Source organism: Citrobacter sp. 506 (assembly GCF_050434985.1).
GTDB classification, from domain to species: domain Bacteria; phylum Pseudomonadota; class Gammaproteobacteria; order Enterobacterales; family Enterobacteriaceae; genus Citrobacter; species Citrobacter braakii.
The window spans coordinates 265,277-288,278 of record NZ_JBNDJN010000005.1 but is presented as its reverse complement, the minus strand read 5'-3'; the positions used below and the strand labels follow the sequence as shown (position 1 = coordinate 288,278).

Sequence of the window (23,002 nt, the reverse complement as noted above, 5' to 3'; positions counted from 1 at the left end):
GTGTTCTAGTTACGGTTACGGGTGACTTTTATCACGTCCGGCATGACGCGGATTTTGCGCATGATATTCGCCAGGTGCACGCGATCGCGAGCGGTCAGGCGAATAAAGGCGCTATAGACGCGGCCATCTTTCTCTTCCGTATTCAGACTTTGAATGTTGGAGGTAGTCGTGTTGATTGCCGCCGTCAGGTTCGCCAGAGCACCCTGGTGGTTAAACATATCCACCTTAATCTCGGTGATGAACTCCTGCTCTGTCTCTTTATCCCATTCCACCGCCATAAACTTCTCTGGCTCTTTTTGATAGCCACGAATGTTACGGCAGGATTCATGGTGAATCACCAGACCTTTACCCGGACTGACGTGGGCAATGATTGGATCGCCAGGAATCGGACGACAGCATTTCGCGAAGGTGATCAGCACGCCATCTGCGCCTTTGATCGGCAGATGACCGTGGCCTGATTGCGCTGGCACGTTTGCCGTTGCTTCGCCCTGCTGGAGGTTTTTCGCTACTACCACGCTCATGGCGTTACCCAGACCGATTTCCGCGAGCAGATCGTCAAGCGTGGCGAGCTTCATGCGCTCAAGCTCACGCTGGATGCTCTCTGGCGGGATCTCAGCCAGTTTACGGCTACCGCCTAAGGCATGGTTGAGCAGTCGACGACCCAGACTGACGGAATCATCGCGCTTGAGGTTTTTCAGCAGTTGGCGAATTTTGGCGCGCGCTTTCGAACTGACGACGAAGTTGAGCCACGCTGCATTCGGACGGGCGCCCGGAGCGGTAATAATCTCAACGGTCTGGCCGCTAAAGAGCGGCTGCGAAAGCGGGTAAGGTTGTCTGTCGACGCGTGCGCCGACGCAGGCGTGACCGATATCGGTATGCACGGCGTAGGCGAAGTCGACAGGCGTTGCACCGGCAGGCAGTTCGACAATGCGCCCTTCCGGTGTGAAAACATAAATCTCATCCGGGAAGAGATCAGATTTGACGCTTTCAATAAATTCAAACGAGCTACCGGCGCTCTGCTGCAGTTCCAGCAGGCTTTGCATCCAGCGTTGAGCGCGGATTTGTGCGGTGGTGCTGCTTTCGCCGCCGTGCTCTTTGTAAGCCCAGTGCGCTGCTACACCCATCTCTGCCATCTGGTCCATGTCTTCGGTACGAATCTGTACTTCAACCGGGACGCCGTGAGGGCCGATCATTGAGGTGTGCAAAGACTGATATCCGTTCGCTTTCGGAATGGCGATATAGTCTTTCACGCGACCAGGACGAGGTTTGTACAGGCTGTGCATCTGGCCGAGTACGCGATAACAGGTATCGGAATCATGAACGATAACGCGAAAAGCGTAGATATCCATGATGGAGTGAAAACGCTGCTCTTTGAGCACCATTTTGCAGTAAATAGAGTACAGGTGCTTTTCGCGGCCACTTACACGACACGGAATACCTGCCTCCTGTAAACGCCCTTCGATTTCCGAGAGGATTTTTTGGATCATCTCTTTGCGGTTGCCACGAGCGGCTTTAACCACTTCTTTAATCACGCGATAGCGGTTCGGGTACAGCGCTTCAAAACCCAGCTCTTCCAGCTCGGTTTTAATGTGATGAATACCTAAACGGTGTGCCAGCGGACTATAGATTTCGAGGGTTTCACGGGCGATGCGGCGACGCTTGTCCGGGCGTAATGAGCCCAGCGTGCGCATGTTGTGGGTACGGTCAGCGAGTTTGATGAGAATGACGCGGATATCCTGCACCATCGCCATAATCATCTTGCGAAAGTTTTCAGCTTGCGCCTCTTTCTTATCGCGAAACTTAAGCTTATCAAGTTTCGACACCCCTTCTACCAGTTCAGCAACGCTTTTACCAAAAAGCTGTTCCATGTCCTGGTAGGTGGCTGGGGTATCTTCAATCACGTCATGCAGCAGCGCAGCCATCAGCGTTTCATAGTCGAGTTTCATCTCGGCCAGAATGCAGGCTACCGCTACCGGGTGCGTGATATAGGGTTCACCGCTTGAACGTGTCTGGCCCTCGTGAGCGTCACGTGCAACGAGATACGCCTGCCGAAGACGCTTAATCTGGTCTTCCGGCAGGTAGTTTTGAATCAGTTGATTCAGGCTTTCAAACAGATACAAGGGCGACCCGCTTTGTGATTAACGACGACCTTCAGCAATAGCGGTAACGGCTTGTAATTCAGCGGCTTCCTGCTCTTGCTGTTCCTGGCGCTCACGCACGTCGAGGATCTGGTTGTTGATCAGACCTTCTTCGATTTCGCGCAGCGCGATAACGGTAGTTTTATCGTTTTCTTCCGGTACGAGCGGATCCTTTCCGCCTACCTGCATCTGACGAGCGCGACGCGCGGCGACCAGTACCAGGTCAAAACGGTTACCAATTTTCTCTACAGCGTCCTGAACAGTTACGCGTGCCATACTTAAAATGCTCCACAGGTGAAGAAATGACTGGGCATGATACTGAATGTGGGTTCAGTCTGCCAACAGTTTGCTGATTAAAGCGTCATGACGCTGCTTTTGGCGGCTCATGCGCAGACGTTCGGCGCGAATGATAGTTTTCAAATCGCCCAGGGCGGTATCGAAATCATCATTCACAATAAGATAATCATATTCGGCGTAATGGCTCATTTCTGCAACAGCTTGCGCCATACGTTTTGCGATCACGTCTTCGCTATCCTGACCGCGGCCACGAAGACGGCGATCCAGCTCAATCTTAGATGGCGGCAAAATAAAAATACTGCGCGCATGCGGCATTTTTTGACGAATTTGCTGCGCACCTTGCCAGTCGATATCTAAAAAGACGTCTACGCCGGATGCTAATACTTGCTCAATGGTTTCACGCGAGGTGCCGTAGTAATTACCGAAAACCTCAGCGTGTTCCAGGAACGCGTCTCTGCCAATCATGGTTCTGAATTCGTCATGGTTCACAAAAAAATAGTGTTCACCGTGCACTTCCCCCGGGCGCGGTGCGCGCGTGGTGTGCGAAACAGAAACCTGGGTGTCATACAACGGTTGGGTCTTTAATAAAGCCTGAATCAGGCTGGATTTACCCGCGCCACTGGGGGCAGAAACAATATAAAGCGTGCCTTGAGCCATGAGTATCTTAATGTATGTGATTGTCGAAAGAGAGCCTACATACGGGCTTATTATACACGTAGCCGCTATGTGACGTAGCCCTTGTCACACTTTTTGCGCATGTTTATTGCGTTTTGCGTACCAGTTTTCTGTTTTATCCGCGATTTGCAGCAATTCGTGCAAATGTCAGGAACGTTGCTCGCAGGATGATTTTTTGCCGCTCTGTTTCCATTTCAATTCGCGTTATATCTGCCGGGAAACGTACTGTTCAGCGGAGATAGCATGGGATTATGGAAATGCATAGGGCTGGTTTTGCTAATGTGGTATCAACCCTCATGGGCGGTATGCCCCGTCTGGTCGCCTGCCAGGGCACAAGAGGAAATTTCACGACTACAGCAGCAGATAACACAGTGGAATGACAGTTACTGGAAACAAGGGGAAAGTGTCGTAGACGACGCCGTTTATGACCAGCTCAATGCGCAGCTCATCCAGTGGCAGCGCTGTTTTGGCGATGAAGCCCCACCAGATCTATCTGTGCCCCCAATAAGTGGAACCGTCTCGCACACCGTTCCCCACACGGGAGTTCGAAAACTGGCCGATAAGCAAGCGCTACAGCAATGGATGCATGCTCGTAGCGATCTCTGGGTGCAGCCGAAGGTGGATGGCGTGGCGGTCACGCTGGTTTATCGCAATGGAAATCTGATACGGGCGATTAGCCGTGGTAACGGTCTGAAAGGCGAAGACTGGACGCAAAAGGTTGTTCAGATCCCTTCCGTTCCACGTACTACCAGCGGGCCGCTCTCTAACAGTACGTTGCAGGGGGAGATATTTTTGCAGCAACAAGGGCATATTCAGCAGCAGAGAGGGGGAATGAACGCCCGCTCAAAGGTTGCTGGAATGATGATGCGCCAGAGCAATCCGGAAATGTTACGCTCGCTGGCTATTTTTATCTGGGCCTGGCCTGATGGTCCAGTTGCCATGTCGGAAAGACTTGAGCAACTCACTGCTGCCGGGTTCAGTTTCACGCAACGATATACTCAGGCCGTGAAGAGTGTGGATGACGTCGAGCAGGCGCGTGCCAGGTGGTGGACTTCAGCGTTACCTTTTGTGACGGATGGTGTTGTGGTGCGAACGGGAAAAGAACCGCGGGCGCAATACTGGCTACCCGGACAGGGAGACTGGCTGGCAGCGTGGAAATATCCTCCCGTGGCCAGGGTATCTGAGGTGACGGGTATTCAGTTTTCCGTTGGCAAAAGCGGGAAAATTGCGGTGGTTGCATTGCTGGTCCCCGTCATGCTGGATGATAAGCGGGTGCAGCGCGTCAATATTGGCTCAATCCGGCGCTGGAATGAATGGGATATTGCGCCTGGCGATCAGATTCTGATAAGTCTGGCCGGACAGGGGATTCCCCGTATAGATGAGGTGGTCTGGCGCAGCACCCAGCGTAATAAGCCAGCACCACCTGAGGGGCGCTTCAATTCACTAACTTGTTTTTATGCCACAGCGGAGTGTCAGGAACAGTTTGTTGCCAGGCTCGTCTGGCTGGGGGCCAAAGATGTGTTAGGGCTGGAGGGTATGGGCGAGGCGGGATGGCGGGAGCTACATCAGACGTATCGCTTTGAACATATCTTTTCCTGGCTTGGATTAACGCAGGAGCAGCTACAGTCCACATTTGGCGTGAACAAAGGGGGGAAGCTGTGGCATCAGTTCAATCTGTCACGCCATCTTCCATTTACGCGCTGGGTGATTGCCATGGGAATACCGTTAACACAGGCAACGTTGAATGCCAGTCGGGATGGTTCGTGGCAGCAGTTACGGGATCGCAGTGAACAAAGCTGGCGGCAATTTCCTTTCATGGGAGAGCGACGGGCACGACAGGTTATTCAGTGGCTGGAGGATAAAGAGATCACAGCGCTGAGCAACTGGTTAGCTGCTCAGCGGATCACGGGCTTTATGCCTTAATGGCCTTCATGGCGATAGTAAAATACTGGCAGCCCCAACTTCAGGCGCAGGGCCAGTAGTCGGGCGGTAAAGCCGAAGAGCAGGGTAGAGATCACCACCACATCGTGGCTGGAGACATAATGTTGCAGCACGATATACAGCACAGCAGCGGCAAATGAAACGCCGGCATACAGTTCTTTCTGGAATACTAACGGGATGCGTTTGCAGAACATGTCACGTAATACACCACCAAAGACCCCGGTAGTGACCGCAGCGACCACGGCAATAATCGGTCCATGACCCATATCCAGCGCCACCTGGGCACCAATAATAGAAAAGACCACCAGGCCCAGCGCATCCAGGACGAGGAATATTTTACGCAGATAGGGCATGACGGGGGCAATAATGGTGGTGAGTACCGCAGCGGTCGCCACGATAATGACGTATTCAGGGTGCTTTACCCAGCCGAGCGGATAGTGGCCGAGAAGAATGTCGCGTACCGAGCCGCCGCCAATGGCCGTCGCGGTGGCAATGATAATGACGCCAAATGTATCCATACGACGACGCCCAGCCGCAAGCGCACCGGTCATGGCTTCGGCAGTAATACCAATTAAATATAAAACGTGTAACAGCATGTATTCCCCCTGATTTGCTGGGGCTAAGGTTAACGATTTGTGCGCATTGTCACGATTGAGATTTTCTAAGGTGAAGCAATTTTAATAACTACAGCTAATGTGATTTTGCTGTAAATGCGTTATGGCATGCGCTTTACTTTATGAATGGTGACAATAAATGATGAGAAAATATAATTCGAACTGGATGGGTCACAACCGAAGTGTTGGGAAAAACACGTAGCCCCGTCGTTTATGGGTGGGCTACGTGGAATGGAGTTTACTCGATATTCTGAATTTGCTCGCGCATTTGCTCGATCAATACCTTCAGTTCAATTGCGGAATTAGTCACCTCGGCATTGATAGACTTGGATGCAAGAGTGTTCGACTCACGGTTGAATTCCTGCATCATGAAGTCCAGACGACGGCCAACAGCCTCTTTTTTCTTCAGAATGTTGTAGGTTTCTTTGACGTGGGCTTCCAGACGATCTAACTCTTCTGCTACATCGATGCGCTGCGCCATCAGCACCAGTTCTTGCTCAAGGCGGTTATTCTCCAGTTGCACCTGGGCGTCTTCCAGTTTGGCTACCAGACGCTCACGCTGCCATTGCAGAATTTCCGGCATATGTGCACGCACTTTAGCGACTTCAGTGCTGACGCCTTCCAGACGCTGCTCGATCAGCGCTTTCAGCGCCTGACCTTCGGTTTCACGCGCGACGATGAAGTCATCCAGCGTACCGTCAAGCGCGGCGAGGATCTCGGCGGCAATGGCGTCCAGATCTTGCTCCTGGGCAGCCATTACGCCTGGCCAGCGCAGGATATCAACTGGGTTAATTTCACCTTCATCACTCTGCATTTTGACCCAGTTAGCAGCGCTAACGAGCTGTTTAGCGAGCTTTTCATTTAGAATCAGCTCGCCCTGGGCGCTGGCATCAGGCTCAAAACGCAGCGTACACTCGACTTTACCGCGCGTCAGACGCGTGCGAATACGTTCGCGAACAACGGGTTCAAGACTACGGAACTGTTCCGGCAGGCGAAAATAAGTTTCCAGATAACGCTGGTTTACCGAGCGCATTTCCCAGGTAGCGCTACCCCATTCACCCTTGATTTCACGCCGGGCGTAGGCGGTCATGCTGCGGATCATAGACGTTCCTGTTTTTAAAGATGAGATGGGAGGATTATAGCCATCCACGTCTTGTCAGGATAGGAATAACAGTCGGAAGTCCGTATAATGCGCAGCCACATTCGTTTCAAGCCGGAGATTTTATCATGCGTCCAGCAGGTCGTAGTGCCAACCAGGTGCGTCCCGTCACCCTGACCCGTAATTATACAAAACACGCTGAAGGCTCCGTGCTGGTCGAATTTGGTGATACCAAAGTGCTGTGTACCGCCTCTATTGATGAAGGCGTACCGCGTTTTCTGAAAGGTCAGGGCCAGGGCTGGATCACCGCAGAATATGGCATGCTGCCACGCGCCACGCACACCCGTAACGCCCGTGAAGCGGCGAAAGGTAAGCAGGGCGGTCGTACCATGGAAATCCAGCGTCTGATCGCTCGTGCGCTGCGCGCCGCCGTTGATCTGAAGACGCTCGGTGAATTCACTATTACGCTGGACTGCGATGTTATTCAGGCAGATGGCGGTACGCGCACTGCATCAATTACCGGCGCATGTGTGGCGTTGGCTGATGCGCTGAACAAGCTGGTTGCGAGTGGTAAACTGAAAACTAACCCGATGAAAGGGATGGTCGCCGCGGTTTCCGTGGGCATTGTGAACGGTGAAGCGCTCTGTGACCTCGAATACGTTGAGGACTCTGCCGCAGAAACCGACATGAACGTGGTGATGACTGAAGACGGACGCATTATAGAGGTGCAGGGTACGGCAGAAGGCGAGCCGTTCAGCCATGAAGAACTTCTCACCCTACTGGCGTTAGCCCGAGGGGGAATCGAATCCATTGTAACGACGCAGAAGGCGGCGTTAGAAAATTGATTTTAAAGGCGACTGATGAGTCGCCTTTTTTTTGTCTGTAATAAAGTGAGATGAGGAGCGAATCCATGAAACCGTATCAGCGCCAGTTTATTGAGTTTGCGCTTAGCAAGCAGGTACTAAAGTTTGGCGAGTTTACGCTGAAATCCGGGCGTAAAAGCCCCTATTTCTTCAACGCCGGGCTGTTTAATACCGGGCGCTGCCTGGCACTGTTAGGCCGTTTTTATGCCGAAGCGCTGATGGATTCCGGTATTGAGTTCGATTTGCTGTTTGGTCCGGCCTACAAAGGTATCCCGATTGCGACCACCACGGCTGTTGCGCTGGCGGAACACCACGATAAAGATTTGCCGTACTGCTTTAACCGTAAAGAGGCGAAGACCCACGGTGAAGGCGGTAATCTGGTAGGTAGCGCACTTGAGGGGCGTGTAATGCTGGTGGATGATGTTATCACTGCAGGTACGGCTATTCGTGAGTCGATGGAAATTATTCAGGCTAACGGCGCTACGCTGGCGGGGGTACTGATTTCTCTCGATCGTCAGGAACGCGGTCGCGGCGAGATTTCAGCGATTCAGGAAGTGGAACGCGATTATGGCTGCAACGTGATTTCTATCATTACCCTGAAAGATCTGATTGCGTATCTGGAAGAAAAACCAGAAATGGCAGAACACCTGGCCGCAGTACGGGCGTATCGCGAAGCGTACGGCGTATAAGAACTGCCGGATGGCGCTGCGCTTATCCAGCCTACGCACCGCAGGGTTCGTAGGCAAAATAGGCGAGGTCGCCATCCAACAACGGTGTTACTGCAATTGAGCGGCAACCAACGGCCAGCGGATGTCGAAATCATCCGTTGGGCGGTATTTAAATTCGCTACGTACAAACCGGGACAGCATACCTTCGCAGAAAGCCAGTAGCTGGCTGGCCAGCAGCGTTTCATCCACGGTGTAGCCTTCACCTTCACGCATTCTTTTTTCTCGCAGAACCTGGCGTAACTGCGCCTCAATTCGCTCAAAAAGCTGGTTAATACGGCCTTGCAGACGGTCTTGCTCGAACATCAACGCGTGTCCGGTCAGAATTCGCGTCAGGCCAGGATTACGTTCACCGAACCCTAAAATCAGCAGTACGATCAGACGCAATCGCGCGTTAGTGTCCTTTTCATCTTTCAAAATCAGATTGATACGGGTAATCAGACTATCTTCGATAAACTCAATCAGGCTATCGAACATGCGGGTCTTGCTGGGAAAATGGCGATACAAGGCCGCTTCGGAAACGCCCACAGAGGCCGCCAGTTTAGCTGTCGTGATGCGTTGGCTACCATCGCTGGACTCAAGCATCAGTGCCAGAGACTGAAGTATTTCTTCGCGACGATTCCTTTTCGCAGTTTGCTTTTCTACCATGTTACAAAATACCCCTGAAAATAAGCTCTTGCCAGGCAGGCATCCACACAGCGACCGCAAACTGGTGTTTGCGGTGTGTTATTGCGTTATTACGCTGTGAGATACTTTTCTGCGGGTTACTTGCGCCCGGAATGGCCGAAGCCACCTTCGCCACGATCGGTGGCTTCAAACTCTTCCACCAAATTAAATTCAGCCTGGACGACCGGTACAAATACCATCTGCGCGATACGTTCGCCCGGTTCAATAGTAAAGTTGTCCTGACCACGGTTCCAGATTGAAACCATCAGCTGGCCCTGGTAGTCGGAATCAATCAAACCGACCAGATTGCCCAGTACGATCCCGTGCTTATGGCCCAGCCCGGAGCGCGGGAGCATCACCGCCGCAAGAGAAGGATCGGCAATGTGGATAGCTAACCCGGTTGGCACCAGCGTTGTTGCGCCAGGCGCCAGTTCTACGGCGTCATCAAGACAGGCACGCAGGTCAAGTCCGGCAGAACCAGAAGTGGCGTACGTCGGGAGCGGAAATTGTTGCCCTACGCGCGGGTCCAGAATCTTAACGTCGATTTTTTTCATCATAACGGGTCACGATCTCGTCGAGTAATAATTGGCCCAGGAGTTCTTTGCGCTCAAGCGGTAAGACTTTATCTCCATCCTGCCAAAAAAGGTGTAATGCGTTGCTGTCGCTGTTAAATCCTTGAGTAGACAGCGAAACGTCGTTCGCACAGATCACATCAAGGTTTTTGCGGATGCGTTTTTGCCGGGCATATTCTTCCACATTATTTGTTTCGGCGGCAAACCCAACGACAAAAGGACGATTAGCATCCAGTGCGGCAACACCAGCGATGATGTCCGGGTTTTTGACCATTTTTACTGTTAATTCATCACCCTGCGTTGCCTGTTTTTTGATTTTTTCACTGGCGACAGTTTCAGCGCGATAATCAGCGACTGCGGCGCAGCCGATAAAAATATGCTGTTGTTGCACCGCAGATTGCACGGCGGCTTCCATTTCCAGTGCGGTCATCACATCAATGCGCTGGACAAAAGGTGGTGTAGGTAACGAAACCGGACCTGATACCAGCGTGACGTTTGCCCCGCGTTTTGCGGCAGCAGCCGCGATAGCAAATCCCATTTTCCCGGAGCTGTGGTTGGAAATATAACGCACGGGATCAAGCGGTTCACGCGTCGGGCCTGCTGTAATCATGATGTTGAGATGTTGCAGATCTTTGACAGGTGAAAAATGTTCTGCCGCCATATCCACAATTGTTAACGGATCCAGCATACGTCCAGGACCGACATCACCACATGCCTGACTACCGCTGTCAGGGCCCCAAATGAGCAAACCGCGCGAGGCAAGAATGCCCAGATTGTGTTGGGTTGCGGCAGCGCGGTACATCTGCTGGTTCATCGCCGGCAGCGCGGCAACAGGCGCTGGCGTTGCCAGACAGATCGTAGACACCAGATCGTTGGCCATACCTGCGGCAACGCGGGCAATCAGGTCTGCCGTCGCAGGGGCCAGTATAACCAAATCGGCCCATTTCCCCAGCTCAATGTGGCCCATCGCGGCTTCGGCTGCGGGGTCAAGCAGGCTGTCGGATACGGGATAGCCCGAAACCGCCTGTAAGCTCAGAGGAGTAATAAACGCTTTTGCTGCTTCGGTCATCGCCACGCGGACGTCTGCGCCGCGTTCCCGTAAACGACGCACCAGCTCAGGGGTTTTGTACGCAGCAATCCCGCCACTGACGCCAAGTACGATTTTTTTACCGGCCAGGCTCATCATGATCTTTCCTGTTGGGTTTCACCAGAAGGCGGATATTTTATCACAATCCGCAATGTGTCGTGCTTTTGCCCGCGCTCCAGTTTGCGAGGCTCTACGAAGAAGTGAAAACAGAGCGTCGATTCGCCGCTGGCGTTATGCCACTATGCGGACGCGAAAGGAGGGGAAAAGCATGGAAAATACAGGACGTATAATGCCTCGGGAAAAGCTGTTGGCGCAGGGGGCCAGTTCGCTGACCGACGTAGAGCTACTGGCTCTTTTTCTACGCACCGGGATACTGGGTAAAGATGTGCTTACGCTGGCGAAAGAGATGCTTCAGCATTTTGATTCGTTGTATGGCCTGTTGTCTGCTGATTACATGGATTTCAGCTATGTTCAGGGCATCGGTATCGCGAAGTACGCACAGTTGAAGGGAATAGTGGAGCTGGCAAGGCGCTACTACAACGTACAGGTGATAGAGGAGCGTGCGATACTTAGCCCGGAAATGGCGCGTGAATTTCTGCAAAGCCAGCTTTCGCAAGAGGAACGCGAGATCTTCTATGTGATCTTTATGGATTCTCAACATCGCGTGATTAAACACCGTAAACTTTTTTCCGGAACGCTAAGCCACGTTGAAGTGCATCCGCGAGAAATTGTCCGCGAAGCGATAAAAATGAATGCTTCTGCGGTGATCCTTGCACATAATCACCCTTCGGGGTGTGCAGAGCCGAGCAAAGCAGATAAACTCATCACCGAGCGTGTTGTGAAATGCTGTCAGTTCATGGATATCCGGGTGCTTGATCATCTGGTCATTGGGCGCGGAGAGTACGTTTCTTTTGCGGAACGCGGTTGGATTTAACGCACTTTACGCGATCCATCGGGATCTTTGTCTGTTCGGGACTTGAGCACATCGCTGACTCAGCGTATACTACGCCACCTTTGAGAATCTCGGGTTTGGCATTTGGGCCTGGCAATCGAGAGTTCGCAAATACGCAAAATCATTCTTGTTGCGTCCAATGACGAGGCAACGATGAAAGATTTAGTGTATTGAACTGCGATAACCGGGCTGAGAAGCCTGACGAGGCGCCAATACCCCATACGAAGCTCGAGCTAATTTGATTTTTGGAGAATAGACATGTCCCGAGTCTGCCAAGTTACTGGCAAGCGTCCGGTGACCGGTAACAACCGTTCCCACGCACTGAACGCGACTAAACGCCGTTTCCTGCCTAACCTGCACTCTCACCGTTTTTGGGTTGAGAGCGAGAAGCGTTTTGTCACCCTGCGTGTATCTGCTAAAGGTATGCGTGTTATTGATAAGAAAGGCATCGAAACAGTTCTGTCTGAACTGCGTGCCCGTGGCGAAAAGTACTAAGTACTAAGAGGAAATAAATCATGGCTAAAGGTATTCGTGAGAAAATCAAGCTGGTTTCTTCTGCTGGTACTGGTCACTTCTATACCACCACGAAGAACAAACGTACTAAGCCGGAAAAACTGGAGCTGAAAAAGTTCGATCCAGTTGTTCGTCAGCACGTTTTATACAAAGAAGCGAAAATCAAATAATTTCCGCTTTGATGTAAAGAAAAACCCTGCCTCGGCGGGGTTTTTTGTTTTCTGGCCGTCCCCATATTAATGAGACCTGATACATCGCCGGAGATACTATGCCTGAATTACCTGAAGTCGAAACCAGCCGCCGCGGTATTGAGCCGCATCTGGTGGGGGCAACGATTATGCACGCGACTGTGCGTAACGGTCGTTTGCGTTGGCCTGTATCAGAGGAAATCTATCGTCTGAGTGATAAACCTGTCCTGAGCGTACAGCGGCGCGCGAAATACCTGCTGCTGGAGCTATCAGATGGCTGGGTAATCATTCACCTGGGGATGTCGGGTAGTTTGCGTATCCTTTCTGAAGAGCTTCCGGCAGAAAAACATGACCACGTCGACTTAGTGATGAGTAACGGCAAAGTCCTGCGCTATACCGATCCGCGTCGTTTTGGCGCCTGGCTGTGGACTAAAGAGCTGGATGGGCATAATGTCCTCGCCCATCTTGGCCCTGAGCCGCTGAGCGACGATTTCAATGCTGGTTATCTGCAGCAGAAATGTGCGAAGAAGAAAACTGCGATTAAACCCTGGCTGATGGATAACAAGCTGGTCGTGGGGGTGGGAAACATCTATGCCAGCGAGTCGCTGTTTGCGGCTGGTATCCATCCTGACCGTCTGGCGTCATCTTTGTCGCAGGATGAGTGCGAACTGCTGGTGCGCGTTATCAAGGCGGTTTTGCTGCGTTCTATCGAGCAGGGCGGGACCACGCTGAAGGACTTTCTGCAAAGTGACGGTAAGCCGGGTTATTTTGCCCAGGAGCTGCAGGTCTATGGGAGAGAAGGTGAACCCTGTCGCGTATGCGGCGCGCCAATCATTGCGACAAAACACGCTCAGCGCACAACGTTTTATTGCCGTCGCTGTCAGAAATAACACCATTATCGGCCGGACGTAGCGTATGCCTCATCCGGCCAGACGCATTACTTCAGTTTACTCAATAATGCCTGATGAACGTTTTCCGGCAGAAAGTGCGCTACGTCACCCTGGTGGCGGGCAACTTCTTTCACCAGTGACGATGAGATAAATGACCACTCTTTAGACGGCATCAGAAAGACGCTTTCCAGTTGTGGCATCAGATGACGGTTCATATGGGCCAGCTGCATTTCATACTCAAAATCGGCTACCGCACGCAGGCCACGGATCAGAATGTTAGCCTGATTATCGCGGGCAAAGTTTGCCATCAGATCGCTGAATCCCAGAACCTCCACATTACCGAGATGCGCCGTTGCCTGCTGTGCCAGCTCAACGCGCTCTTCCAGAGTAAACATCGGTTTTTTACTGGGACTTGCGGCAATTGCCAGGATTACGTGATCGAACATGCTTGTCGCTCGTGTCACGATATCGAGGTGGCCGTTAGTAATGGGATCAAAGGTTCCTGGATAAATCGCCCGTTTTTGCATGACTTGCCTCAATGCGTTTTGGGTGGCAGATAAGGTTCCAGCAGCTGCAGCAGACGCTGAAGCGCGCCCTGATTTTGATACAGAACTTCAACTGCGTGACGGCCATAAAAATTACGATAATCTGCATCGGTCAGTAAAGAAGAGACCTCTTTCACCAGCGTAGTTGCGTCGGTGACGGTGATCAATCCGCTTGCCTGTTCGAGGCGGGCGCAAATATCTTTAAAATTAAAAGTATGTGGCCCCATCAGTACCGGAATGGCGTGCGCCGCGGCTTCCAGTGGGTTGTGTCCACCGCGTTCAACCAGCGAACCGCCAACAAATGCAAGGTCAGCAATGCCATACAGCAACATCAACTCGCCCATGGTGTCGCCGATTACGACCTGGGTTCCTGATGACGGAACTTCGCCCGAAGAACGTGTCGTATAGCTTAGCCCAGCCTGGCGTACGAGGTTAATGGCATCCGGGAACCGTTCAGGATGTCTGGGTACCAGAATCAGTAAAAGATTAGGGAACTGGTTTAATAACGCCTGATGGGCGGCAATGATAATGCTTTCTTCGCCGTCGTGCGTGCTGGTTGCAATCCATACCGGGCGGTGAGGTGCCCATTGACGACGCAATGTAATCGCTTTTGCGGCCAGCTGCGGCGTGACGGAAATATCAAACTTCAGGCTACCGGTAACGGTGACCTGATTGCTTCTGGCACCAAGCGTGATAAAACGAGCGCCATCTTCTTCGTTCTGGGCGGCAATCAACGTAATTCGGCGCAGTAGCCTGCCAACAAATTTACCTAATTTAGCGTAGCCAGCAGCTGAGCGAGCGGAAAGACGTGCATTGGCAATGACCAGCGGAATATGGCGCTTATGCAGTGCCGCGATCAGATTCGGCCACAGCTCGGTTTCCATAATTAACACCAGCTTGGGGTCAACTTTATTCAGGAAACGGTTTAGGGCATCCGGTAAGTCGTACGGCAGATAAATATGCTGAACGTCAGGGCCAAAAGCGGATTGTACGCGCTCGGAACCGGTTGGTGTCATGGTGGTGACCGTGATCGGCAAGTCGGGGTAACGATGTCGCAGAGCGCGGACTAATGGGATAGCTGCCAGCGTTTCGCCCACGGAAACCGAATGAAGCATGATGCCGCCTGGTTTTAGCGGACGGCGGTAAAAGCCGTAGCGTTCACCCCAGCGTTTACGGTAGGCCGGAGCCTTACGTCCGCGCACCCAAAGCCGTACCCAGATCAAAGGCTGAATAAGGTAGAAAAGGGCGGTGTAAAGCAATTCGAGCATAATGGTAGCTGACTTATGAATGTGCTGGGGATTCTATGTATTTAGCTGTGGCTTTACCAATACTTTTCCTATTTTTAAATTAAATAGCGTCCCTCGCGGGGGATGTCCAGGGTACCAGCATCTTTTGCATCTTTACGTTTTCTGTTGATATTTTCCGGTTTAGTCGAGATAGAGGGCTAAAAATCAAAAGGTCTGAACATCTTAATTCATTGATTTACATGTTTTAAAACCATTGGCTGTGCAAGAATTATTCGAGTCGGAACATGGCGAAAGAAGTGATACACTAGCGCGTAAAAAATCAGTGCGATATCAGTAATCAGGTAGCTGTTGAGCCTGGGGCGGTAGCGTGCTTTTTTCTGCTTAACTTTACCGGACACTCACGATAAAAGAGCCGCTTGTGGATAAGCCAATTAATAGAATTCTGGTCATAAAAATGCGTTTTCACGGAGATATGTTGTTAACAACTCCGGTCATTAGTACGCTAAAGCAGAACTATCCTGATGCGAAAATCGACGTGCTTCTCTATCAGGATACCATCCCAATTTTGTCGGAAAACCCAGAAATTAATGCCCTTTATGGTATTAAAAATAAAAAGACAAAAGTAACTGATAAAATTACTAATTTTCTGCACCTGATCGGAACGTTGCGCGCAAATGGGTATGATTTAGTTGTAAACCTTACCGATCAGTGGATGGTTGCGATACTGATGCGGCTACTGAACGCGCCAATCAAAATCTCTCAAGATTATGCACATCGGCAATCTTCTTTTTGGAAAAATAGTTTTACATGTCTGGCTCCGCTTAGCGGTGAAAATGTGGTGGAAAGCAATCTGTCTGTGCTGGCCCCGTTGAAACTTAAATCGACTGTTACACATACAACAATGAGCTATCCTCCGGATAGCTGGGAACGTATGCGCACAGAATTAAATCGGGCTGGGGTTGGTGATGAATATGTTGTAATTCAACCAACGGCACGCCAACGCTTCAAGTGCTGGAATAACGAAAAGTTTTCACAGGTAATTGACGCCTTACACCAGCGTGGTTTGGAGGTAGTTATGACCTCTGGCCCAGGCGAAGACGATCTGGCTTGCGTGAATGAAATTGCACAAGGTTGCAAAGAAAAGCCCGTTACTGCGCTGGCGGGAAAAATGAGCTTCCCCGAGCTAGGAGCGGTCATCGATCATGCGCAGTTGTTTATTGGGGTGGACTCTGCTCCGGGACACATTGCTGCTGCGGTTGATACACCATTGATATGCCTGTTTGGCGCAACGGATCATAATTTTTGGCGACCATGGTCAAAGCAGATGATTCAATTTTGGGCTGGTGATTACCGTCCGATGCCTCCACGCGAACAGCGCGATCGCAATGAAATGTATCTTTCGGTGATACCCGCTGACGATGTTATTGCTGCTATCGATAAATTATTACCGGGTAGACTTGTGCCGCCACAAGCGGGGAGTCCCGTATGATTGTTGCTTTCTGTTTGTATAAATACTTCCCATTCGGTGGGTTACAGCGTGATTTTATGCGCATTGCGCAAACTGTAGCGGCACGTGGTCACCATGTTCGTGTCTATACGCAGTCCTGGGAAGGTGAGTGTCCTGACGTTTTTGAATTGGTTCTTGTACCGGTCAAGTCCCGGACAAACCATGGTCGCAATGCGGAGTATTATTCCTGGGTCCAGGCACATTTACTTCAGCACCCTGTCGATCGGGTTGTTGGTTTTAATAAAATGCCAGGGCTGGATCTCTACTATGCTGCTGACGTTTGCTATGCCGAGAAAGTGGCACAAGAAAAAGGTTTCCTCTATCGGTTAACTTCACGATATCGGCACTATGCAGCGTTTGAACGCGCGACGTTTGAGCAGGGTAAACCGACGCAGCTATTGATGCTAACTGATAAGCAGATTGCTGATTTTCAGAAGCACTATCAGACAGAAGCTCAACGATTTCATATTCTTCCTCCAGGGATTTATCCGGACAGGAAGTATAGCCAGCAGATTCCGAATAGCCGTGAAGTTTATCGCCAGAAAAACGGTATAACAGAGCAACAAAATCTATTATTGCAGGTAGGCTCTGATTTCACTCGTAAAGGTGTGGATCGTTCAATACGTGCACTGGCCTCGTTACCAGAAACGCTTCGAACTAATACACTACTGTATGTTGTTGGACAAGACAGACCGAGAAAATTTGAGGCGCTGGCGGAAAAACTTGGCGTACGCAGTAATGTCCATTTCTACTCTGGCCGTAATGATGTTGCAGAATTAATGGCTGCGGCTGATATATTGATGCATCCAGCTTATCAGGAGGCGGCAGGTATTGTTTTACTAGAAGCAATCACTGCCGGGCTGCCGGTGTTGACCACAGCCGTATGCGGTTACGCGCATTATATTGTTGATGCTAATTGTGGTATGGCAATTACAGAACCATTCCGGCAAGAAACGCTGAATGAAGCCTTACGTAAAGCGCTGGTAGAGCCTTCATTGTGTTCGGAATGGAGGGCAAATGCACGACACTATGCGGATACGCAAGATTTATACAGCCTACCGGAGAAAGCTGCGGATATGATTACGGGTGGTTTAGATGGTTGAATTAAAAGAACCGTTAGCCACACTATGGCGCGGGAAAGATGCATTTGATGAAGTTAAAAATTTACATGGTGAAGTATTCAGAGAACTGGAGACTCGCCGTACTCTACGATTTGAACTAACGGGTAAAAGCTATTTTTTAAAATGGCACAGAGGCACTTCTCTGAAAGAGATTGTTAAAAACCTACTTTCATTACGCATGCCAGTATTAGGTGCTGATAGAGAATGGAATGCTATTCATCGCCTGAGTCAGTTAGGTGTGGATACAATGACAGGCGTGGGATTTGGTGAGAAAGGGTTGAATCCACTGACTAAAACCTCGTTTATTATTACTGAGGATCTCACACCAACTATCAGCTTAGAAGATTACTGTGCTGATTGGGCCACAAATTCTCCCGATGTGAAAGTGAAGCGTATAATTATTGATCGTGTTGCCACCATGGTGCGTAAGATGCATGCTGGAGGTATCAATCATCGCGATTGCTATATTTGCCACTTTTTATTACATCTGCCTTTTTCAGGGCGTGAGGACGATCTCAAGATTTCAGTGATTGATTTGCACCGTGCTCAGATTCGGTCGACTGTTCCCCGACGCTGGCGCGATAAGGACTTGATCGGTCTCTATTTTTCTTCCATGAACATTGGATTAACCCAGCGTGATATTTATAGATTTCTACGCATCTATTGCGAGTTGCCGTTGAAAAGCATCCTAAGTCAGGAGGCTGATTTGTTCAAGGAAGCTCAGGTTAAAGCTAATAAAATACGCGAAAGAACAATCCGTAAATCTCTGTGATTAATTTATCCTGAACTATTTGAAATGCATCATGTGAGAACATGGTCTATTTCTCAAAAATTGGTAAGAGTCAAATGTCTCAATTTAGCGATAAAGAAGTTATCCTTTCTGTTTTTGAGTACGATTTTCGGGAAAATGCTTCTGCAGACTGTTTTAATATCGGTTATGGTATTGACAGGAATTTTTTATTTGGCTGCGGTGTATCAATAGCCTCTGTATTATTGTCGAATAAAAAAATCGATTTCACATTTCATATATTTACTGATTATTTCGATGAGAGTGATAAAGCCAGATTCGCCGATCTTGCTAAACAATATCAATCCTGTATCAAAGTTTACCTAATTGATTGCAATAAATTAAAAGACTTACCTAGTACAAAAAACTGGACTTATGCAACATACTTCCGTTTTGTTATTGCAGATTATTTCTATAATAAAATAGATAAATTATTATACCTGGATGCCGATATTGCTTGCCAGGGTAGTGTACGAGAACTGGTCGATTATAAGTTTTCCGCAGATGAGATCGCTGTCGTTGTAACGGAAAGAGATTCCGAATGGTGGCATAATCGTTCTGTAACTCTGGCCACTCCAGAATTAATCACCGGATACTTTAATGCTGGATTCTTACTTATCAACATCAACGCATGGCACAGTAATAATATCTCTTCCCGAGCCATCGAAATGTTGCGAGTTCCAGAATGGGTGGAAAGAATAACTCATCTTGATCAAGATGTCCTTAATGTGTTGTTAGCCGGAAAAGTAACTTTTATCAATGGTAAATACAATACACGCTTTAGCATTAATTATGAACTGAAAGATAAAGTAGTCAATCCTGTGAATAATGAAACTGTCTTCATTCATTATGTGGGACCGACAAAACCCTGGCATGAGTGGGCCAACTATCCGGTATCGAAGAGTTTTTTAGTTGCGAAAGAGGCCTCGCCCTGGCATTCAGTAGCGCTTCTCAAACCGACCAATAGCAATCAATTCAGATATTGTGCAAAGCATAAATTTAAACAAGGGTTATACGTTCAGGGACTGTGTAACTACTTTAATTATTATCTGACCAAGTTGAAAGGTTAACTGCTGGCTAAGTACATTGTTAAAATAATCAACAGCAATGCATATCTTAGCCGCTGGGAAATATAGCTGAAATAATTAAAGGTAATTAAATTGGACTTCAAAAGATTAACTAACTTCAAAGATATTATTGAGTTAGACAGACGTGTTACACCATGTGATGATCGTGACACTTTTAATATCTCATGGGGAATCGATAAAAATTACCAAACTGGCGCGGCAATTTCTATTGCATCAATCCTTGAAAATAATAAACAGAATAATATTAATTTTACTTTTCATATTATTGCGGATTATTTAGACCAAGAATATATTGTACTATTGACACAATTAGCAGAACAGTATAAAACAGTTATTAAGCTATATCATATTGATTCTGAACCGTTGGTGTCACTACCTAAAACAAATATATGGCCAGTGTCAATATACTATCGCTTGCTTTCATTTGATTATTTTTCTGAACGATTAGATCGACTGCTATATCTTGATGCTGATATTACGTGTAAAGGCTCTTTAGAGGATCTTGCCGCACTGAAATTTGATGGGGAATATGGTGCGGTTGTAGTAGATGTTGATTCAATGCAGGATAAAAGTGCAGAGCGTCTACATAATCCTGAGTTTAAAGGCAACTACTTTAACTCGGGTGTCATGTATATAAACTTGCAGCAATGGCTTAACTCTAATTTAACGAAAAAATTCTTCGAACTATTGTCAGATGAAAGTATAGTTTCCAGAGTAAAATATCCTGACCAGGATATTTTAAATATCATGTTTTTGCATCATGCGGTATTACTACCGAGGAAATATAACTCAATTTATTCATTGAAGTCTGAGTTTGAGATTAAAAATAAAAATTACTATAAATCAGTGATTAATGAAGAGACAGTATTTATTCATTATACTGGTGTAACAAAACCATGGCACGAGTGGGCTGACTATTCCTCAGCACAATTTTTCCGCACAGTATATGAGAATTCACCATGGAAGAATCAGCCTTATCAAGTTGCAAAACAAAAGCACGAATATAGAGAAGAATATAAACACCTTCTTTATCAAAATAAAATAATTCCAGGCCTGATCGCAGCAATTAAATATAAAACAATGTAATGGTGATCTTTATGATTGATAAAATCATATTTACTGTAACACCTATTTATTCTATTCCACCACGTGGTGCCGCAGCAGTTGAGACCTGGATGTATCAGGTTGCCCAGAGAACTAAATTCCCTAATCGTATTGTCTGTATAAAGAACGAAGGATATTCTGATTATTCTTACGTAAACGAAAGATGCAGTATTCATCGTATTGGATTTAGCTCAGTATATAAGCGTATTTTCCAAAAGTGGACTCGGCTGGATCCGTTACCTTATTCAAAGCGCATACTGAAAGTTGCCGAAAAATTTGAGATAACCGATCAAAGTGTGATTGTTGTCCATAACAGTATGAAGCTATATCGACAAATTCGTTCGCAAGCTCCTCAGGCTAAAGTTGTGATTCATATGCATAATGCGTTTGAACCTAAGTTGCTTGATAAAAAAGTTAAGATGATCGTACCAAGTTTGTTTTTGAAGAACTATTATCAATCTTATCTTCCTGAAGCTGATATTGTTATTGTGCCTAATGGTATTGACCTGGATATCTATCAATCGTCATATGAATCAATATCAAAAAATAAATTAAATATTTCCCCTGAAAGCAAGGTGGTATTTTTTGCTGGACGTATAGTCCCTGATAAAGGCGTTCTCTTGCTTCTGCAGGCTTTTGAAAAGTTGCTGCATGAGAACAAAAATCTGAAGCTTGTGGTTGTTGGTGATCACATGGAAGTAAGTAAGAACGATAAAGGTGATTATCAGCGTGAAGTTCGGGAAATAGCTGAGCGCCTCAAACCACATTGTATTATGTTAGGTAGTATCTCACCCGAGAAAATGCACTATTACTATCCACTGGCAGATATAGTTGTGATTCCTTCTCAATTTCAGGAGCCATTTTGTATGGTGGCTATTGAGGCTATGGGCGCTGGAAGACCTGTATTAGTCAGTACTCGGGGCGGCATGGTTGAGTTTGTTAAAGATAAAATTACAGGCTATCACCTTACAGAGCCGATGACTGCAGAAACTATTGCTCAGGATATTACCAGGGTAATGGCGGAAAGTAGTTTAGCGGATACCGCCCAACGAGGTCAGCAATATGTCTTTGGAAACTATAGTTGGTCTGCGGTTACACAACGGTTTGAAGAGGTTATTTGTAACTGGTTCGAGTGATAAAAAGGCTACATAAAGTAGCCTTTTTTTTACTATTTTATTTATTCTTCAGCGCTAACAGAAAACCTGCAAAAATACCCAACAGATCTAACTCAATCTGCTCAACGTTGCCACGTATAATAAAATAACCGACAAATGAAAGTAAAATTATTATATAAGCATTGTATGGGGAATAGTAATTCTCCCTAAAAGCATGCGTAACACATTCCCTCACAATGCTAGTGTACACCAGTATTAAACCCACAAGTCCAAGTAATCCTGTACCAAACCATACAAAGAGAATAAGGTTGTGTGGTCCAATTGACTCGCGGAATATCCAGTTTGGATAATCCACCACACGCTTGTTGTATACAGTTTTATAAGCGTTATTACCAAAACCATAACCAATAACTGGATTTTCTAAGATTAGGTCAAACGCACTCCCTTGCGTACCGTTAGTATAGCGATATGAACTGTCAGTTTGCTGCAATTTAACGGTCAGGTTTTCTGACATATTTTTGTATGAAAATATAGCTGTCAGAGCAACAATGGCCACGAGGATACCTACAGTAAGCAATCGCCATTGTTTGTACATAACTATCCATGTAAGAGCGATAATAAATACAGATAACCATGCGCCACGGGACAATGTTCCAAGAATTAAAAAAGTATATATCGCCCCTAGCGACAGGAATAAGATACGGTATTTTGCTGATTTAATGAGCCATAGATTCAGAAGCACTGGGAATAAAAACACCATTGCATCTGAAATTCCGCGATGTTGGTAATTAGTAAAAGGCATGATCCCTTGCTGATAGTCCTGATAATAAAGGACAAGTTCTGAAAGGCATCGCAAACTAAGAGCTGTAAGGAACGAGAAGAATATCAACTTTGAAATGGTTTCTTTGCTTTCTTCTCTTAGTAATACAGGGATCGCAATAGTGCATAATAAGACATTTTCAACAACTGAGTTGTTTATCTCTTTCAGGCTAGCTTTTAGTTCAGGAGTGAACACTAAAGAGACGAAGGTAGCGATTACAAGAAATGATACACTTGCAAAAACAAATGTTTTAAAAATAGGAATATAATGTCGAGGATTCTTACATAAATAAACTATCGTTGTGATAGTCATCAGGATGACAATCAAATGTTTATAACGAGTAATACCACCTAAGAAATAGGTGGCGACAAACAGAAATATAAGTCCTCTATTCCAGTTTATCTTCCAGTTTTTTTTCTCATCTAAAAAAAACTTTGTTAAAGCCATC

At 47.9% G+C, this 23,002-nt stretch carries 24 protein-coding genes; 13 read left to right on the top strand and 11 right to left on the bottom strand.

Going from position 1 to position 23,002, the window contains the following annotated elements; all coding sequences use genetic code 11:
* Positions 1-5 precede the first annotated feature (5 nt).
* From spoT to gmk, 3 genes are read right to left on the bottom strand one after another with little or no spacing between them, the layout of a single operon-like run.
* The gene (gene spoT / locus ABIE10_RS19085; protein ID WP_003024038.1) at positions 6-2,120 is read right to left on the bottom strand and encodes a bifunctional GTP diphosphokinase/guanosine-3',5'-bis pyrophosphate 3'-pyrophosphohydrolase; all 2,115 of its coding nucleotides are present in this window, start codon (positions 2,118-2,120) and stop codon (positions 6-8) included.
* 18 nt (positions 2,121-2,138) lie between these two features.
* A complete protein-coding gene (rpoZ, locus tag ABIE10_RS19080; protein WP_000135058.1) occupies positions 2,139-2,414 on the bottom strand; it encodes a DNA-directed RNA polymerase subunit omega in 276 nt (91 codons plus the stop codon).
* A 54-nt stretch (positions 2,415-2,468) separates the two neighbouring features.
* On the bottom strand, positions 2,469-3,092 hold the full coding sequence (gmk, locus tag ABIE10_RS19075) for a guanylate kinase (protein ID WP_019078035.1): 624 nt from the start codon (positions 3,090-3,092) through the stop codon (positions 2,469-2,471).
* Positions 3,093-3,353: 261 nt separating this feature from the next.
* Here gmk and ligB point away from each other — a divergent pair, with 261 nt between their 5' ends.
* Positions 3,354-5,033, top strand: coding sequence for an NAD-dependent DNA ligase LigB (gene ligB, locus ABIE10_RS19070; protein ID WP_429156641.1), 1,680 nt, complete (start codon positions 3,354-3,356; stop codon positions 5,031-5,033).
* On the opposite strand, the gene ABIE10_RS19065 is transcribed toward ligB, so the two are convergent.
* Entirely contained in the window at positions 5,030-5,647 is a 618-nt protein-coding gene (locus tag ABIE10_RS19065; RefSeq protein WP_003024049.1) for a trimeric intracellular cation channel family protein, read from the bottom strand. The genes ligB and ABIE10_RS19065 overlap by 4 nt on opposite strands.
* Positions 5,648-5,903: 256 nt before the next feature.
* A complete protein-coding gene (locus ABIE10_RS19060; RefSeq protein WP_019078038.1) occupies positions 5,904-6,767 on the bottom strand; it encodes a YicC/YloC family endoribonuclease in 864 nt (287 codons plus the stop codon).
* Between the two features lie 125 nt (positions 6,768-6,892).
* Between ABIE10_RS19060 and rph the strand changes: the two genes are divergently transcribed.
* Together rph and pyrE are read left to right on the top strand one after the other, a co-directional pair.
* A complete protein-coding gene (gene rph / locus ABIE10_RS19055; protein ID WP_016154991.1) occupies positions 6,893-7,609 on the top strand; it encodes a ribonuclease PH in 717 nt (238 codons plus the stop codon).
* 65 nt (positions 7,610-7,674) lie between these two features.
* On the top strand, positions 7,675-8,316 hold the full coding sequence (gene pyrE / locus ABIE10_RS19050; protein ID WP_429156637.1) for an orotate phosphoribosyltransferase: 642 nt from the start codon (positions 7,675-7,677) through the stop codon (positions 8,314-8,316).
* An 87-nt stretch (positions 8,317-8,403) separates the two neighbouring features.
* Here the strand turns inward: pyrE and slmA are convergent, their stop codons facing one another.
* The 3 genes from slmA to coaBC all read right to left on the bottom strand — a co-directional run bounded on the left by slmA (position 8,404) and on the right by coaBC (position 10,773).
* On the bottom strand, positions 8,404-9,000 hold the full coding sequence (slmA, locus tag ABIE10_RS19045) for a nucleoid occlusion factor SlmA (protein ID WP_016154989.1): 597 nt from the start codon (positions 8,998-9,000) through the stop codon (positions 8,404-8,406).
* 116 nt (positions 9,001-9,116) lie between these two features.
* Positions 9,117-9,575 (bottom strand): dUTP diphosphatase, encoded by a 459-nt coding sequence (gene dut, locus ABIE10_RS19040; protein ID WP_016154988.1) that lies wholly within the window; start codon positions 9,573-9,575, stop codon positions 9,117-9,119.
* Positions 9,553-10,773: a bifunctional phosphopantothenoylcysteine decarboxylase/phosphopantothenate--cysteine ligase CoaBC gene (gene coaBC / locus ABIE10_RS19035; protein ID WP_429156797.1), complete on the bottom strand. Its 1,221-nt coding sequence runs from the start codon at positions 10,771-10,773 to the stop codon at positions 9,553-9,555. The genes dut and coaBC overlap by 23 nt, the downstream gene beginning before the upstream one ends.
* A gap of 172 nt (positions 10,774-10,945) precedes the next feature.
* Between coaBC and radC the strand changes: the two genes are divergently transcribed.
* The 4 genes from radC to mutM all read left to right on the top strand — a co-directional run bounded on the left by radC (position 10,946) and on the right by mutM (position 13,220).
* Positions 10,946-11,611, top strand: a complete 666-nt coding sequence (gene radC / locus ABIE10_RS19030) for a RadC family protein (protein WP_016154986.1) — start codon at positions 10,946-10,948, stop codon at positions 11,609-11,611.
* A gap of 276 nt (positions 11,612-11,887) precedes the next feature.
* Positions 11,888-12,124, top strand: coding sequence for a 50S ribosomal protein L28 (gene rpmB / locus ABIE10_RS19025; protein WP_003024071.1), 237 nt, complete (start codon positions 11,888-11,890; stop codon positions 12,122-12,124).
* A gap of 20 nt (positions 12,125-12,144) precedes the next feature.
* A complete protein-coding gene (gene rpmG, locus ABIE10_RS19020) occupies positions 12,145-12,312 on the top strand; it encodes a 50S ribosomal protein L33 (protein ID WP_003024094.1) in 168 nt (55 codons plus the stop codon).
* Between the two features lie 98 nt (positions 12,313-12,410).
* Positions 12,411-13,220: a bifunctional DNA-formamidopyrimidine glycosylase/DNA-(apurinic or apyrimidinic site) lyase gene (mutM, locus tag ABIE10_RS19015; protein WP_019078041.1), complete on the top strand. Its 810-nt coding sequence runs from the start codon at positions 12,411-12,413 to the stop codon at positions 13,218-13,220.
* Positions 13,221-13,267: 47 nt separating this feature from the next.
* Here the strand turns inward: mutM and coaD are convergent, their stop codons facing one another.
* Together coaD and waaA are read right to left on the bottom strand one after the other, a co-directional pair.
* Positions 13,268-13,747 carry a pantetheine-phosphate adenylyltransferase gene (gene coaD / locus ABIE10_RS19010; protein ID WP_016154984.1) on the bottom strand — a complete coding sequence of 160 codons (480 nt, stop codon included), beginning with the start codon at positions 13,745-13,747 and terminating at the stop codon, positions 13,268-13,270.
* 8 nt (positions 13,748-13,755) lie between these two features.
* Entirely contained in the window at positions 13,756-15,033 is a 1,278-nt protein-coding gene (gene waaA / locus ABIE10_RS19005; protein ID WP_016154983.1) for a lipid IV(A) 3-deoxy-D-manno-octulosonic acid transferase, read from the bottom strand.
* A gap of 397 nt (positions 15,034-15,430) precedes the next feature.
* Here waaA and rfaQ point away from each other — a divergent pair, with 397 nt between their 5' ends.
* From rfaQ to ABIE10_RS18975, 6 genes are all read left to right on the top strand, one after another.
* Positions 15,431-16,501 (top strand): lipopolysaccharide core heptosyltransferase RfaQ, encoded by a 1,071-nt coding sequence (rfaQ, locus tag ABIE10_RS19000; RefSeq protein WP_016157758.1) that lies wholly within the window; start codon positions 15,431-15,433, stop codon positions 16,499-16,501.
* A complete protein-coding gene (locus ABIE10_RS18995; RefSeq protein ID WP_047501663.1) occupies positions 16,498-17,622 on the top strand; it encodes a glycosyltransferase family 4 protein in 1,125 nt (374 codons plus the stop codon). Before rfaQ ends, ABIE10_RS18995 begins: the two co-directional genes overlap by 4 nt.
* A complete protein-coding gene (gene rfaP / locus ABIE10_RS18990; RefSeq protein ID WP_429156629.1) occupies positions 17,615-18,412 on the top strand; it encodes a lipopolysaccharide core heptose(I) kinase RfaP in 798 nt (265 codons plus the stop codon). Before ABIE10_RS18995 ends, rfaP begins: the two co-directional genes overlap by 8 nt.
* A gap of 74 nt (positions 18,413-18,486) precedes the next feature.
* Positions 18,487-19,497 carry a lipopolysaccharide 3-alpha-galactosyltransferase gene (waaO, locus tag ABIE10_RS18985; protein ID WP_429156795.1) on the top strand — a complete coding sequence of 337 codons (1,011 nt, stop codon included), beginning with the start codon at positions 18,487-18,489 and terminating at the stop codon, positions 19,495-19,497.
* A 90-nt stretch (positions 19,498-19,587) separates the two neighbouring features.
* Complete coding sequence (locus ABIE10_RS18980) at positions 19,588-20,601, top strand: glycosyltransferase family 8 protein (protein WP_103767013.1); 1,014 nt, start codon at positions 19,588-19,590, stop codon at positions 20,599-20,601.
* An 11-nt stretch (positions 20,602-20,612) separates the two neighbouring features.
* On the top strand, positions 20,613-21,755 hold the full coding sequence (locus tag ABIE10_RS18975; RefSeq protein ID WP_049282862.1) for a lipopolysaccharide N-acetylglucosaminyltransferase: 1,143 nt from the start codon (positions 20,613-20,615) through the stop codon (positions 21,753-21,755).
* 37 nt (positions 21,756-21,792) lie between these two features.
* On the opposite strand, the gene rfaL is transcribed toward ABIE10_RS18975, so the two are convergent.
* Positions 21,793-23,001: an O-antigen ligase RfaL gene (gene rfaL, locus ABIE10_RS18970; RefSeq protein WP_103928752.1), complete on the bottom strand. Its 1,209-nt coding sequence runs from the start codon at positions 22,999-23,001 to the stop codon at positions 21,793-21,795.
* Position 23,002: the final 1 nt, after the last annotated feature.

Excerpts from the sequence above, each read along its gene's own strand:
- rpoZ (WP_000135058.1), bottom strand. The coding sequence starts at position 2,414 with ATGGCACGCGTAACTGTTCAGGACGCTGTAGAGAAAATTGGTAACCGT.
- gmk (WP_019078035.1), bottom strand. The coding sequence starts at position 3,092 with ATGGCTCAAGGCACGCTTTATATTGTTTCTGCCCCCAGTGGCGCGGGT.
- ligB (WP_429156641.1), top strand. The coding sequence starts at position 3,354 with ATGGGATTATGGAAATGCATAGGGCTGGTTTTGCTAATGTGGTATCAA.
- ABIE10_RS19065 (WP_003024049.1), bottom strand. The coding sequence starts at position 5,647 with ATGCTGTTACACGTTTTATATTTAATTGGTATTACTGCCGAAGCCATG.
- ABIE10_RS19060 (WP_019078038.1), bottom strand. The coding sequence starts at position 6,767 with ATGATCCGCAGCATGACCGCCTACGCCCGGCGTGAAATCAAGGGTGAA.
- rph (WP_016154991.1), top strand. The coding sequence starts at position 6,893 with ATGCGTCCAGCAGGTCGTAGTGCCAACCAGGTGCGTCCCGTCACCCTG.
- pyrE (WP_429156637.1), top strand. The coding sequence starts at position 7,675 with ATGAAACCGTATCAGCGCCAGTTTATTGAGTTTGCGCTTAGCAAGCAG.
- slmA (WP_016154989.1), bottom strand. The coding sequence starts at position 9,000 with ATGGTAGAAAAGCAAACTGCGAAAAGGAATCGTCGCGAAGAAATACTT.
- dut (WP_016154988.1), bottom strand. The coding sequence starts at position 9,575 with ATGATGAAAAAAATCGACGTTAAGATTCTGGACCCGCGCGTAGGGCAA.
- coaBC (WP_429156797.1), bottom strand. The coding sequence starts at position 10,773 with ATGAGCCTGGCCGGTAAAAAAATCGTACTTGGCGTCAGTGGCGGGATT.
- radC (WP_016154986.1), top strand. The coding sequence starts at position 10,946 with ATGGAAAATACAGGACGTATAATGCCTCGGGAAAAGCTGTTGGCGCAG.
- rpmB (WP_003024071.1), top strand. The coding sequence starts at position 11,888 with ATGTCCCGAGTCTGCCAAGTTACTGGCAAGCGTCCGGTGACCGGTAAC.
- rpmG (WP_003024094.1), top strand. The coding sequence starts at position 12,145 with ATGGCTAAAGGTATTCGTGAGAAAATCAAGCTGGTTTCTTCTGCTGGT.
- mutM (WP_019078041.1), top strand. The coding sequence starts at position 12,411 with ATGCCTGAATTACCTGAAGTCGAAACCAGCCGCCGCGGTATTGAGCCG.
- coaD (WP_016154984.1), bottom strand. The coding sequence starts at position 13,747 with ATGCAAAAACGGGCGATTTATCCAGGAACCTTTGATCCCATTACTAAC.
- waaA (WP_016154983.1), bottom strand. The coding sequence starts at position 15,033 with ATGCTCGAATTGCTTTACACCGCCCTTTTCTACCTTATTCAGCCTTTG.
- ABIE10_RS18995 (WP_047501663.1), top strand. The coding sequence starts at position 16,498 with ATGATTGTTGCTTTCTGTTTGTATAAATACTTCCCATTCGGTGGGTTA.
- rfaP (WP_429156629.1), top strand. The coding sequence starts at position 17,615 with ATGGTTGAATTAAAAGAACCGTTAGCCACACTATGGCGCGGGAAAGAT.
- waaO (WP_429156795.1), top strand. The coding sequence starts at position 18,487 with ATGTCTCAATTTAGCGATAAAGAAGTTATCCTTTCTGTTTTTGAGTAC.
- ABIE10_RS18975 (WP_049282862.1), top strand. The coding sequence starts at position 20,613 with ATGATTGATAAAATCATATTTACTGTAACACCTATTTATTCTATTCCA.
- rfaL (WP_103928752.1), bottom strand. The coding sequence starts at position 23,001 with ATGGCTTTAACAAAGTTTTTTTTAGATGAGAAAAAAAACTGGAAGATA.